General features: G+C 66.8%; 11 protein-coding genes. 8 read left to right on the top strand and 3 right to left on the bottom strand.

Annotation, left to right across the window (positions count from 1 at the left end; genetic code table 11):
- The first annotated feature begins 27 nt into the window (after window positions 1-27).
- From ASE48_RS07620 to ASE48_RS07630, 3 genes are read left to right on the top strand one after another with little or no spacing between them, the layout of a single operon-like run.
- Entirely contained in the window at window positions 28-1134 is a 1107-nt protein-coding gene (locus tag ASE48_RS07620; protein WP_057166460.1) for a DUF2235 domain-containing protein, read from the top strand.
- Window positions 1128-2888, top strand: a complete 1761-nt coding sequence (locus ASE48_RS07625) for a hypothetical protein (RefSeq protein WP_057166461.1) — start codon at window positions 1128-1130, stop codon at window positions 2886-2888. Before ASE48_RS07620 ends, ASE48_RS07625 begins: the two co-directional genes overlap by 7 nt.
- Window positions 2888-4213 (top strand): hypothetical protein, encoded by a 1326-nt coding sequence (locus tag ASE48_RS07630; protein ID WP_156409100.1) that lies wholly within the window; start codon window positions 2888-2890, stop codon window positions 4211-4213. The genes ASE48_RS07625 and ASE48_RS07630 overlap by 1 nt, the downstream gene beginning before the upstream one ends.
- Here the strand turns inward: ASE48_RS07630 and ASE48_RS07635 are convergent.
- Window positions 4210-5112, bottom strand: coding sequence for an oxygenase MpaB family protein (locus ASE48_RS07635; protein ID WP_057166463.1), 903 nt, complete (start codon window positions 5110-5112; stop codon window positions 4210-4212). The genes ASE48_RS07630 and ASE48_RS07635 overlap by 4 nt on opposite strands.
- Window positions 5113-5366: 254 nt before the next feature.
- Here ASE48_RS07635 and ASE48_RS07640 point away from each other — a divergent pair, with 254 nt between their 5' ends.
- Window positions 5367-6587: a TetR/AcrR family transcriptional regulator gene (locus tag ASE48_RS07640; RefSeq protein WP_057166464.1), complete on the top strand. Its 1221-nt coding sequence runs from the start codon at window positions 5367-5369 to the stop codon at window positions 6585-6587.
- Window positions 6588-6591: 4 nt separating this feature from the next.
- On the opposite strand, the gene menJ is transcribed toward ASE48_RS07640, so the two are convergent.
- Window positions 6592-7809 (bottom strand): menaquinone reductase, encoded by a 1218-nt coding sequence (gene menJ, locus ASE48_RS07645; RefSeq protein ID WP_057166465.1) that lies wholly within the window; start codon window positions 7807-7809, stop codon window positions 6592-6594.
- Between the two features lie 65 nt (window positions 7810-7874).
- Between menJ and grcC1 the strand changes: the two genes are divergently transcribed.
- From grcC1 to ASE48_RS07660, 3 genes are all read left to right on the top strand, one after another.
- Window positions 7875-8882 (top strand): nonaprenyl/(2E,6E)-farnesyl/geranylgeranyl diphosphat synthase, encoded by a 1008-nt coding sequence (grcC1, locus tag ASE48_RS07650; RefSeq protein ID WP_057166466.1) that lies wholly within the window; start codon window positions 7875-7877, stop codon window positions 8880-8882.
- Window positions 8883-8943: 61 nt separating this feature from the next.
- Window positions 8944-9825: a zinc metalloprotease HtpX gene (gene htpX, locus ASE48_RS07655; RefSeq protein ID WP_057166467.1), complete on the top strand. Its 882-nt coding sequence runs from the start codon at window positions 8944-8946 to the stop codon at window positions 9823-9825.
- A 73-nt stretch (window positions 9826-9898) separates the two neighbouring features.
- On the top strand, window positions 9899-10435 hold the full coding sequence (locus ASE48_RS07660; protein WP_057166468.1) for a hypothetical protein: 537 nt from the start codon (window positions 9899-9901) through the stop codon (window positions 10433-10435).
- 7 nt (window positions 10436-10442) lie between these two features.
- Here ASE48_RS07660 and ASE48_RS07665 read toward each other — a convergent pair whose 3' ends face one another.
- Window positions 10443-11468, bottom strand: coding sequence for an NAD(P)H-dependent glycerol-3-phosphate dehydrogenase (locus tag ASE48_RS07665; RefSeq protein ID WP_057166469.1), 1026 nt, complete (start codon window positions 11466-11468; stop codon window positions 10443-10445).
- Between the two features lie 383 nt (window positions 11469-11851).
- Between ASE48_RS07665 and ASE48_RS07670 the strand changes: the two genes are divergently transcribed.
- Window positions 11852-12709 carry an MlaE family ABC transporter permease gene (locus ASE48_RS07670; protein WP_442928710.1) on the top strand — a complete coding sequence of 286 codons (858 nt, stop codon included), beginning with the start codon at window positions 11852-11854 and terminating at the stop codon, window positions 12707-12709.
- Window positions 12710-12745: the final 36 nt, after the last annotated feature.

Here is a 12745-nt window from a genome sequence, read left to right on the forward strand (position 1 = left end):
GCCCATCGGCTCGTCGAAGGAGCAGGGATGAAGAACATCGTGATCTGTCTCGATGGCACTTCCAACGAGGTGAAGGCCAGGGCTGTCACCAACATCTTCAAGATCGTGGAAATGCTGCAGCTCGCCGACCCCGACCGCCAGCAGGTGTATTACGACCCCGGTGTCGGCACGCTCGCTGCGCCGGGGTCCTGGAGCGCGCTGGGCAGGAAGCTCTCGGTACTCGGAGGTCTGGCCCTCGGGCACGGCATCCGGGAGAACATGGCCGAGGCCTACACCTACCTCATGCGCACCTGGGAACCCGGGGATCAGATCTTCATCTTCGGGTTCAGCCGCGGTGCGTACACGGCGCGCGCGTTGTGCGGTCTGCTCCGGTCGGTGGGGCTGCTGCGGCCCGGTTCGGAGAACCTCGTGCCGTACGCCGTTCGCGTCTACGCCCGAAATCCCGGGGATTCCAACCTTTCCGGTCCTGAGGGGTGGGACCGGATCGACCGCTTCGCCACGACGCTGAGCCTGCCCACTCCCGGTGAAACCGTGTCCTGTCCGGTCCGCTATCTCGGTCTGTTCGACACCGTCAAGGCCACCAGCTTCGTCGGCCCGGACTTCAGGTGGCCGTGGACGCGCCAGCTGATCAACGTCGAGACGGTGCGACACGCGGTGTCCATCGACGAGCAACGCCGGCCTTACCAGCCCTATCTCCTGAAGTTCCCGCCCGAAGGCCAACGGTTTCCGCAGATGGAAGAGGTCTGGTTCGCCGGTATCCATTCCGATGTCGGTGGCGGATTTCCCGATAACCCGGCACTGGGCGACATTTCGATGCGCTGGGTACTGGACGGGGCGATCACCGCGGGACTGCGTGTCCGCAATGACGAGTACGCCGGGAGATACACCCTGTCCGGGGAGCATGCCTCGGCGCCGGTCAGCCGGATGGAATGGCGCGGGCGCCTCGCGGGCACCCCGCCGATCGGCAGCAGGCGCATCGTCCCCGCCGGTGCCGTCGTGCACGGAAGCGTCGCCGTCCGGCGCGACGGTGACCCTCGGTACGGCCCGAACCTGCCCGCGGATGCGCTGTTCCTCGACCGCGACGACTGGGTCGGTGAGCCCGGCACTCCCTTGGCCGGGGTGATGTCATGGTGAGCCCGGACTACTGCACCGTCACGATCGTGGTGCAGGACCCGACCGTCGAACGCGACGGCAAGGTTCTCACCGCCGAGGTGCAGATCCCCCGGGAGGAACTCATCGACGGCCCGATGGGGTCCGCACTCTACGTGGTGGATTACGACGCCACCTCCCGCCGGATGTACCGGGCGGCGCCGACGAAAGACGGTCCACCGCACTGGCAGAAGCGCGACGAGATTCTGGCCGATCCGGTGTTCCACGCGTGGAACGTGTACGCGATCGTCACCAGAACCTTGCGGCGGTTCGAGTCGGCGCTGGGACGGCGGGTGCGGTGGGGCATCCGCGGTCACCAACTCAAGGTGGTACCGCACGCTTTCGAGGACGCGAATGCGTTCTACTCACCCGAGGCCGAGGCGCTGTTGTTCGGCTACATCCGCCGCGGACCCAGTGCCTCGAACACCTACCTGTGTCTGTCGCACGACGTCGTCGCGCACGAGGCGACGCACGCGCTGCTCGACGGTCTGCGTGGCAGCTTCATCTCGCCGTCGTCACCGGATCAGGCGGCCTTTCACGAGGCCTTCGCCGACATCGTCGCGCTGCTGTCGGTGTTCTCGTTGAAGGAGGCCGTGGAGTATCTGGTGGACCCGCGCAACGAAAACGAGTTCGTCGACAAGTCGGTGTTCAACCCGGAGCGGCTTGCCGAGACGGACCTGTTCGGGCTCGGTGAGAGCCTGACCCACGTGAATGCACTGCGGCGTTCGGTGGGCATCGCGCCGACGCCCGGACTGCTCGACGAGCCCGGCTTTCACGAGGTCCATCGGCGGGGCGAGATCCTGGTCGGTGCCGTGATGCGCACCCTTCTGGTGGCGTGGGAAAGGCGCATGGAGGATCTTTTTCCCGGCGAGGACACCCTGATTCCGCGCAGAATTCTCGTCGAACAGGGCGCCGACATCGCCGATCTGCTGCTGACCATGAGTGTCCGCGCCATCGACTACACACCACCCATCCACATCACCTTTGCCCATTTCCTGAGGGCGATGCTGACCGCCGACCGCGAGGTCCGCGCCGATGACAGCCGCTACAACCTGCGGAGCGCCCTGCGCGAGCAGATGGCCGGGTTCGGCATCGCCGGCACCACCCAGGATGGGGATGGTTGCTGGTGTCCGCCGAAACGCAAGGATGGCTTGCAGCGCAATGGGGTTCACTTCTCTGCGTTGCAGAGCGATGACACCGAGATGTTCCGGCACATCTGGGGCAACCGCGGCAACCTGCACCTCAATCCACACGCCTTCACCCGCATCTCCAGTGTGCGCCCGTGCGTCAGGAGCGCACCGGATGACGGCTTTCACGTCCGCGAAACTGTCGTCGAGTGCACGCAGTACCTCAAGATCGCGGCCGGCGAACTGCCCGCCTACGGGTTGGCCCCGCTGGAGAAGCTCGACCCCGACACCCAGATCGAGCTTCGCGGGGGATCCACGCTGATCCTCGACGAATACGGCGACCTGAAGTTCGAGATCTCCGACAAACTGCCCAGCCTGCAAGGGATCGAGCCGGACGCCGACGCGGACGCGGACGCCGAAGCCGACCGCGAGCGCATCCAGCGGTGGAACCGCCGGATCGCCTACCTCTATGAGTCCAGAAGCCTCACCGACGGGCCGCGCACTGCCCATGCGCTGGCGCTGCGGCACCGTGACCGCAACGCGGCCGAGAATCCGGAGGCTGCCGCCGCAGAGATCGTGCGGCGGGCCCGGGGAGCGCGAGAGGAGTGGTGATGCGCAGTATCAAGAGGGCGGGGATCCGGGCCTACAACGTGGGATTCGGTGATTGCGTGCTGTTGTGGGTCGATTACGACGATGCGGTCCGCCGCGCGGTCCTCATCGATTTCGGATCCACCGAGTTGCCGGGCGACTTTCCCAAGGATCACATGGACCGCATCGCCGAGGACATCCGCGATGTGGTGCTCGGACGCACCGCGAACGCGGATGGCTCGATCACCCGGGGCCGTCTGCAGATGGTCGTCGCCACCCATCGCCACGCCGACCACATCAGCGGATTCGGCCGCGCAAAGGCGGGATCCATCATCAGGGATCTGAACCCGCGCAGGGTCGTGCAGCCGTGGACCGAGGATCCGTTGCTGCCCACCGATGCCAAGGCGCCGCTCATGGACCGGCAAATGGTCGGCACGATGGGCGATATGCAGCTGTTCGCCGCCGGTGTGACGGCTGCATCCGCGAAGATGAATGCGCTGCAACGATTCCCTGACGGTGTCGGCGACCGTCTGCAGTTCCTCGGTGAGAAGAACATCTCCAACCGGGAGGCCGTCGACTGTCTGCAGACGATGGCTGCCGACGGCCGGGGACGCTACGTCAAGTACGGCGACGACCTCACCGACCAGCGACTGCTGCCCGACGTGACCATCAAGGTCCTCGGGCCGCCCACGCTGGCCGCCGCGCCGTCCCTGGCACGGCAGGCGCAGATCAACAATGAATTCTGGCACCTCGCGTCGAACTGGTCCCGAGCCGCTCAGGATGGGGACGCGACGTGCGACGACCTGTCGCCGCTGTTCGAGACGGCGACCGAAGCCGTGCCGCAGGCCGCACGCTGGCTGACGCCGCGCATCGACCGCGCGCATGCCGACAACATGCTCTCGCTGCTGCGGACCTTGGACTCGTCGCTGAACAACACCAGCGTGATCCTGCAGATCCGGATCGGCGAATCACTGCTCGTGTTCCCCGGTGACGCCCAGATCGAGAACTGGAGTTGGGTGTTGTTCGACGCCGATGAGAACACCGGCAATGCCCGGTTGCTCCACGATCTCGCGAACACCAACATCTACAAGGTGGGCCACCACGGAAGTCTGAACGCCACACCGAAAACTCTGTGGGAGAAGTTCATTCACCGCGGGGCGGAGGATTCCACCGCGAATCGGCGACTGATCACGCTGCTGTCGACCCTGGACGGCCGGCACGGCAGCCGCGAGGACAACACCGAGGTGCCCCGGCAGGCTCTGGTGCGGGCGCTCAAAGCGGAGTCGAATCTGTTCAGCACCGAGTTGCACAAGACACCGTGGTGGACCGATATCGAGGTGTCGATCTAGATCAGGGCCTTCTTGCGCCGGATCCGGCGCCGCACATCACCCATCAGTATCTGACTGGCGCCCTGGCGGATGAAACGCGGCAGGAACCGGTTGACGAACGAGACGAACACGAACAGGTTCTCGAAGCGGCGCCGGTCGGCGTCCGACCAGTGCAGACCCATGGCGTCGCGGAACACCGGCGCCAGCGACCCGATGGTCAGGAACTTCAGCAGCGGCCCGAAGGTCACCCGCAGCGGCCACCGGATCATCTTCAGATCCACCAGGGCCATCAGGTATTCGCGGATGTGATCGTCGATCACCACCCGCTCGCAGGCGGTGTTCCAGTACACGTCGAAATCGGCCCGGGTGGCCGGCCATTGGTCCGCGGTGACCTGCAAGGTGGTGCCGAGCGGCTGTGCGGTCCGGTAGAACTGTTCGGCCTGCTCGTCGGTCATCACACCGTGCAGCAACTCGAAGGTGTCCTCGAACCCGATGAACAGGCAGGCCGCCACCCACATCTGCAGTTCACGGTTGAAGGCGTTGTAGCGCACCGGGCTGGTGTCGGTGGAGAGCACCTGGCGATGCGCGCCGTTGACCGCCTCGCGGTAGGCGGCGCGTTCCTCCTCGGTGCCCAGAATGGCGACGGCGAGGTACTGGGTCGTGGTGCGCGCCCGTTTCCACGGATGCTCCATCAGGCTGCCGGATCTCACCCGGCTTTCGGCCACCCCGTAGCCGACCTCCGGCCAGGACAGCTGCATGACCACGTTGGCGGCGGCGCCGGCGAAGGACCAGAAGTCCAAGGCGTCCTCGATGGCGACATCGCCGTGGTACCAGCGCGGTGTTCGCTGCTCGATGGTGATGCGGGTGTCGGCGTTGGTCAGTCGTGGGGATGATCCGGAATCGAGGTAGCGCGCCGACATCGCGACAATCTCCTCCCTGGGCGAGCGAAGCGACGCGAAAGCCTTGGGCTGATCAGCAACGTCGACCGCTACGCCGTATGGCAAGCCTGACACACGGATTGACGTTCGCGCAAGGGTTTATGTGAATGTCCATTCTCTGATGTGAGTGAGCGGTATCGACTGAAATGTGCAGCCGTATATGGCGAAATGTGATCGATCATGAAGTGGCATTCCCAGGATCTGTCGGTCACCGCAGAATGCGTTACCGTGAGGGTATGTCTTCGGTCGGCCGCCCCGCGCAACCTGCTGTGCGTCGCCGGCCGCGTGATCGCAAGGCACAGATCGTCAAGGCCTCGGCCGATGCTTTCAGTGCGCTCGGCTACCACGCGGTCAGCATGGAGGAGATCGCCACTCGGGTGGGCATTTCGGCTGCGGCGCTGTACCGGCATTCGTCGAGCAAGTACGGACTGTTCCGGGACGCCGTCTTCGGTCTGGGTCAGCAACTGGTGGACAGCACCGATATCGGCGATCCGGAACGTGATCCGGCCACCCTGCTGGCCGACCTCGTCGACGCCCTTGTGGAGACCGCGATCGCCAACCGCAGCTCCGGCGGGCTGTACCGGTGGGAGGGTCGCTACCTCAATGAGGATGATCAGCAGATCCTGAACGGGCAGATCGGGCTCGTCAACCGCAGGCTGCAGGAACCCCTGATCCGGCTGCGGCCGGAGCTCACTTCGCACGAACGCTGGACCCTGTCGTCGGCCGCGTTGAGCGTCATCGGCAGTGTCACCGATCACCGGGCCTCACTGCCCGTCAACGAGATGCGGGTATTGCTGGCCGGCCTGGCCACCGCCGTGCTCTCGGCCACCCTGCCGGCCCCGTTCGAGTCACCCGAATCGAACCCGTTGACGCCCAGCGGCTCCGGCGCCGGCGGCAAATACGAGATGCTGTTGCATGAATCCCTGCTGCTGTTTCACAAGAAGGGATTCCGGGAGACCAGCATGGAGGACATCGCCGCGGCGGTGGGCATCCAGGCATCCGGGATCTACCGGTACTTCCCGGGCAAGGCCGATCTGCTGGTCGCGTCCTACCGTCGCAGCGCCGACCGGGTGTCCGGAGATGTATCGAGTGTTCTTGCCGCGGAATCAGATCCGGAGCAGGCGTTGGCTCGTCTGATCGATCTGTATGTGGCCCGGTCGTTCCGGGAGCCCGAGATCGCCTACGTGTATTACGCGGAACGCGGCAATGTGCCCGAGGCCGACCGGGGGGCCATCCGCAACATCCAGCGCTCCACGGTCGATGAGTGGGCGCGGCTGCTCGCCGCGGCGCGTCCCGAGTTCAGCCACGCACAGGCGAAATTCGCCGTGCACGCCGCATTCGGTCTGGTGGTCGATCTCGGCCGGCTGGTGCAGTACCAGGACACCGAGCATTCCCGTGCCTGCGTGAAGCTGCTGATGGAGATGACGTTGTTGGGGCGCGAACCGCAACTGGTCTGACTGGTCAGCTGAACGGGGTGCGTTCGTCGAGCCTGCGCGACGCCAGGCCGGCCGTCCGCCAGACCCGGGCGATCCAGTCCTCGTCCTCCTCGGTGACCAGATTGCCCATCATCCGCACCGCCACCGTCATCAGGAAGTGCGAGCGCATCGCCACCGGGCCCGCCGCGGGCAGAAATCGCGGCAACGTGAGCAGCAGCGCCAGCCGTCGGGCCGCGGAGAACCCGCGCGCATAGTGCTCGGTCAGCACCGACGGCCACGCCGTGGTCAGATCGCCGGATCCCAGCAGTTGCGCGGCCAGTCGCCCGGTTTCCAGGCCGTAGTCGATGCCCTCGCCGTTGAGCGGATTGACGCACGCCGCGGCATCGCCGATCAGCATCCAGTTCGGCCCGGCCACCCCGGACACCGCGCCCCCCATCGGCAGCAGAGCCGACAGCCCGGCCCGTGGTTCGCCCTCGAAACCCCACTCCTCGCGCCGCAGATCGCAGTAGTAGGACATCAACGGTCGCAGGGCGGCATCCGACGGCCGCTTCGCCGTGGCCAGCGCCCCGACGCCGACGTTCACCTCGCCGTTGCCCAACGGGAAGATCCAGCCGTAGCCGGGGAGCACTTTGCCCTCCGGGGAACGCAATTCGAGGTGTGAGGTGATCCAGGGCTCGTTGGCGCGTGGGGTCGCGATGTATCCGCGGACCGCCACGCCGTACACCGTCTCCTGATGCCAGGTGCGGCCGAGCGTGCGCCCCAGTGTGGAGCGGGCGCCGTCGGCCACTATCAGCTCACCCACGCCGATCTCCGAGCCGTCGTCGAGGATCAGCTCCGAGACCCGTCCGGTTGAATCATGGCGCACATCAACCACTTTGACGCCGAGCATCATCTTTGCGCCGTCATCGGCGGCGACCATCCGGATCCGGTCGTCGAGCTCGGTGCGTGGGACCGCGCTGCTGGTCGGGGGGAATGAGGGGCCGGGCCACCGGATCTCCACGTCGGCCCCGAACCCGGACATTCGCAGCCCGTGATGGCTGATCCGGCCGCCCAGCCAGTCACCGAGGCCGAGGCGCTGCAGCTCCGAGATCGCCCGCGGGGTCAGCCCGTCACCGCAGGCCTTGTCCCTGGGGAACTGCGCGGAGTCGATGACAAGCACGTCGCGGCCCGCCCGGGCCGCCCACGCGGCCGCGGAGGAACCGGCGGGCCCGGCCCCCACGACAACCACATCGGCCTTGATCATCCCCGCGTCGCTCCGCTCTGCCCGCCGTGTTCATCCACCGAGTACCTCCACAGTATGTTGGACGCATGAGGACACCGGCGAGCGTGGTGGCGGGGGTGGACTTCGGGAATCCCGAATTCGCCGCGCAGGTACGCGACGGAGTGGCGCGCGTCGAAGATCTGATGGCCACCGAGCTGGGTAAGGCGGATGAGCTGATGGCCGAGGCCGTCCAGCATCTGTTCCAGGCGGGCGGCAAGCGGTTCCGGCCGCTGTTCACCGTGCTGTCGGGGTCGCTGGGGCCACGTCCCGAGGACGACGACGTCACCATCGCCGGCGCCGTGATCGAGCTGGTCCACCTGGCCACGCTCTATCACGACGATGTGATGGACGAGGCCCAGGTGCGCCGCGGCGCGGACAGCGCCAACGCGCGCTGGGGCAACAACATCGCCATCCTGGCCGGCGACTACCTGTTCGCGACCGCCTCCCGGCTGGTGTCCCGGCTCGGACCGGACGCGGTGCGGGTGATTGCGGACACATTTGCCCAGCTGGTGACCGGTCAGATGCGCGAGACCCGGGGCGCTGCCGGCGGCACCGACGAGATCGAGCACTACCTCAAGGTGGTCTACGAGAAGACGGCCTGCCTGATCTCGGCATCGGGCCGTTTCGGTGCCACCTTCTCCGGTGCCGGCGAGGATCAGATCGAGCGGTTGTCCCGTCTCGGCGGCATCGTCGGCACGGCGTTCCAGATCTCCGACGACATCATCGACATCGACAGCGATCCCGACGAGTCCGGCAAGGTGCCGGGCACTGACCTGCGCGAAGGCGTGCACACCCTGCCGGTGCTGTACGCGCTGCGGGAGTCCGGCCCGGACGCCGAGCGGCTGCGGGTGCTGCTGGCCAAGCCGCTGGAGGACGACGACCTGGTCGCCGAGGCGCTGACGCTGCTGCGCCGGTCCCCGGGCATGGCGCGCGCCAAGGAAACCGTCCGCGAATACGCGGTGCGGGCGCGCGAGGAACTGGACAATCTGCCCGCGGGTCCCGGGCGCGATGCGCTGGCCACCCTGGTGGATTACACCGTCAACCGGCACGGGTAGCAGGAACCTACGGGGGTCGACCGGCGTTACATCAGCGAAGACTTTCGTAGGAGGAACTCTGATGACCTGGCATCCTCATGCCAACCGGATGAAGACCTTCGTGCTGCTCGTCGGCATGTCAGCGCTGATCGTGTTCATCGGTTCGCTGTTCGGGAACCCGTCCATCCTGTGGCTGTCGGTGCTGTTCGCCGTCGGCATGAACGCGTACGTCTACTTCAACAGCGACAAGATGGCGCTGCGGGCGATGCACGCCCAGCCCGTCAACGAGATGCAGGCGCCGGCGATGTACCGGATCGTCCGCGAACTCGCGACCACCGCCCGCCAGCCCATGCCGCGGCTGTACATCAGCGACACCGCCGCCCCCAACGCGTTCGCCACCGGCCGCAACCCGCGCAACGCCGCGGTGTGCTGCACCACCGGAATCCTGCAGATCCTCGACGAGCGGGAACTGCGTGCGGTGCTGGGCCACGAACTGTCCCATGTGTACAACCGCGACATCCTGATCTCGTGCGTGGCCGGCGCGCTCGCCTCGGTCATCACCGCGCTGGCCAACATCGCCGTGTTCGCCTCGATGTTCGGTGGTAACCGCGAGGGCGGCGCGAATCCCTTTGCCTTGCTGTTGGTTTCACTGCTTGGCCCGATCGCGGCCACCGTGGTCAAGCTGGCGGTGTCGCGGTCGCGGGAGTACCAGGCCGACCAGTCCGGTGCGGAACTGACCGGCGATCCGCTGGCCCTGGCCAACGCGCTGCGCAAGATCGCCTACGGGGTGCAGGCGGCGCCGCTGCCACCCGAGCCGCAACTGGCCGATCAGGCGCACCTGATGATCGCGAACCCGTTCCGGGCGGGGGAGAAGATCGGCAAGCTGTTCTCCACCCACCCGCCCATGGAGGACCGGATCGCGCGACTGGAGGCGATGGCGGGTCGCGGGCCGGGTCAGTACTGACCCAGCTCGCCGGCCGCGGCCCCGGCGGTCAGCAAACGTGGCCCGACGTGCACGGACAGGCTAGTGTGTCGCCATGCGTATGCGAGGTCTGCTCTTCGTCATGGCGGCGGCCGCCGCTGTGAGCGCCCCGGCGATCGCGGGTGCCGAACCGGCTCCGCCGCCCCCACCGCCGCCCGGCCCGAACATCAACGCCTGGGAGCTGGTGAAGCCCTCCGCGTACGCGGTCAACGACGGCAGCCTGTACGCCTTCACCGTGCCCGGTGACATCACCTGTGTGCTGAGTCGCGGCACCGGCGGCTACGGCTGCAGCGGGCCGTTCCCGGCCGCCCCCAACGGCGCCAACGTGGTCACCGGTGGTCAGGTCGGCGCGCCCGGTTTCGCCAACGCGGCCAATCCCATCTACGTCGGCGACCAGCCGGCCCAGCCGTTGCCCGCGAACACCCGCATCGGCTTCCGGAATGTCAGCTGCGGCACCGACGGTGTGCTCACCTCATGCCAGAACTCGTTCGACCAGTCCGGTTTCGTGATCGGCCCGGCCGGCAGCTACGTCCTCAATCCGAGCAACCCGCTGCTGGACCGTCCCGAGGGCACCAACCCGTACTTCAACTGACGGAACGCTAGAAGCCCGAGCCGTGCACCTCATGGCCGGGCTTCTCCAGCATCAGTCCACGGTAGGCGTCCTCGACGGTGCAGCCGCGGTTGATCACCCCGTCGACCTCGCGGGCGATCGGCATCGAAATCCCGTACTGCTCGCCGAAATCCGCGATCACCGACGATGCCTTCACACCCTCGGCCACCTGGTTCATCGCCGCGATGATCTCCTCGACGGTCTTGCCCGACCCGAGTTGTTCGCCGACGTGCCGGTTCCGGCTGCGCTGTGAGGTACAGGTGACGATCAGGTCGCCGATCCCGGCCAGCCCGCCGAAGGTGTCGCGATGCCCGCCCATGGCCACGCCGAGCTTGGACATCTCGGCCACCGCGCGGGCCATCACCATGGCCCGGGTGTTCTCCCCGATGCCCAGCGAGTAACCCATCCCGACCGCGATCGCGTACACGTTCTTGAGCGCTCCGGCCATCTCGACGCCCACCACGTCGTCGGAGGTGTACGTGCGGAACCTCCTGGTGCGGAACAGATCCGCCAGATTGGCGGCCAGATGCTGGTCGGGCATCGCGAGCACGGCGGCGGCAGCGTAACCCTCGGCGACCTCGCGGGCGATGTTCGGTCCGGCCAGGATCCCGGCCGGATGCCCGGGCAGCACCTCGTCGACGATCTGGCTCATCCGCAGATTGGTGCCCTGCTCCAGACCCTTCACCAGCGAAACCACCGGAACCCACGGCCGCAGCTCTCGAGCGAGTTCCTCCAGCACACCGCGGAACCCGTGCGAGGGAACGCCCATCACGATGACATCGGCACTCTGGGCGGCCTCGGAGAAATCGGTGGTGGCGCGCAGGGCGTCCGGCAGTGCCACCTCCTCACCGAGATAGCGCGAGTTGCGGTGGTTGTCGTTGATGTCCTTGGCGGTGTCCTCCGATCGCACCCATTGCAGCGTCGGCGTGCGCCGCGCACAGATGGTGGCGACGGTGGTGCCCCAGGACCCTCCGCCCAGGACGACGACGTGGGGTTCGCGTTGTGCAGGTGCCATCCGGTCAGCGTATTGCCGCGACCGGGCCGGTGACCGCAAGTTGCTGAACTGGCTCGGATGCCGCAGGTGTGCCGCGCGATGTGCGCGGACCCGAAGACCTGTTGACCGCCCCTCTCCGCGGAATGACCTGGTCCGAATAAGTTAATGAGACATACCGCCTGTTGCGGGCGGAACGAAATGCCCCCGTCGGCGCACTTCGTGCAGGTTGGGCTTCTCCAGGTTCGGGGTTCGCTGCGGGTGCTACGCTGCACCCGCCAAATATGTGAATGAGAATTCTCAAAACGTTGACGCCGATCGAACCGCGGCGATACCGTGCCAAGCATTGCGAGTGATCGGGCCCGGGGGCGGTCGGGGCTCGGTACCGGGAGGGAAGCGCTTTGCCCATTCAGCGCACGTCCGATGGGGCCGGACGGGGTGACGGCCTCCGGGCCATCGAGCACTGGGGCGCCGGCTACGTCCAGCGCCACCCGATCGCCTCGCTGCGCACCGTCGGTGATCAGTTCGTCCTCGGCGTCCGTACCCTCCAGCATCTGTTCATCGATCTGTTCACCGGGCAGTTCCAATGGCAGGAATTCATCAGGCAGGGCGCGTTCATGGCCGGCACGGCGGTGATCCCCACCGTGCTGGTGGCACTGCCGATCGGCGTCACGCTCTCCATTCAGTTCGCGCTGCTGGCCGGGCAGGTCGGCGCGACCTCGCTGGCCGGCGCGGCCAGCGGACTGGCCGTCATCCGTCAGGCGGCATCACTGACCGCTGCGGTGCTGATGGCGGCCGCGGTGGGTTCGGCGATCACCGCCGACCTCGGCTCGCGGACCATGCGTGAGGAAACCGATGCGATGGAAGTCATGGGAGTCTCGGTGATCCGGCGACTGGTGGTGCCGCGATTCGCCGCCGCCGTCATGATCGGCGTGGCGCTCACCGGCGTCGTGTGCTTCGTGGGCTTCCTGGCCAGCTTCCTGTTCAACGTGTACTTCCAGAACGGCGCGCCGGGGAGCTTCGTGGCGACCTTCGCCTCCTTCGCTACCACCGGTGACATGGTCATCGCCCTGGTGAAAGCGGTGATCTTCGGTGCCATCGTGGCCGTCGTCTCGTGTCAGAAGGGGCTGTCCACGGCGGGCGGGCCGACCGGCGTGGCCAACTCGGTGAACGCGGCGGTGGTCGAATCGATCCTGCTGCTCATGGTGGTCAATGTCGCGGTGAGCCAGCTCTACATCATGTTGTTCCCGAGGGTGGGGCTGTGACGGCCTCGACGTTCGCGGGCTCGTGGACCCGAGGTC

This window comes from Mycobacterium sp. Root265 (assembly GCF_001428895.1).
GTDB lineage: Bacteria > Actinomycetota > Actinomycetes > Mycobacteriales > Mycobacteriaceae > Mycobacterium.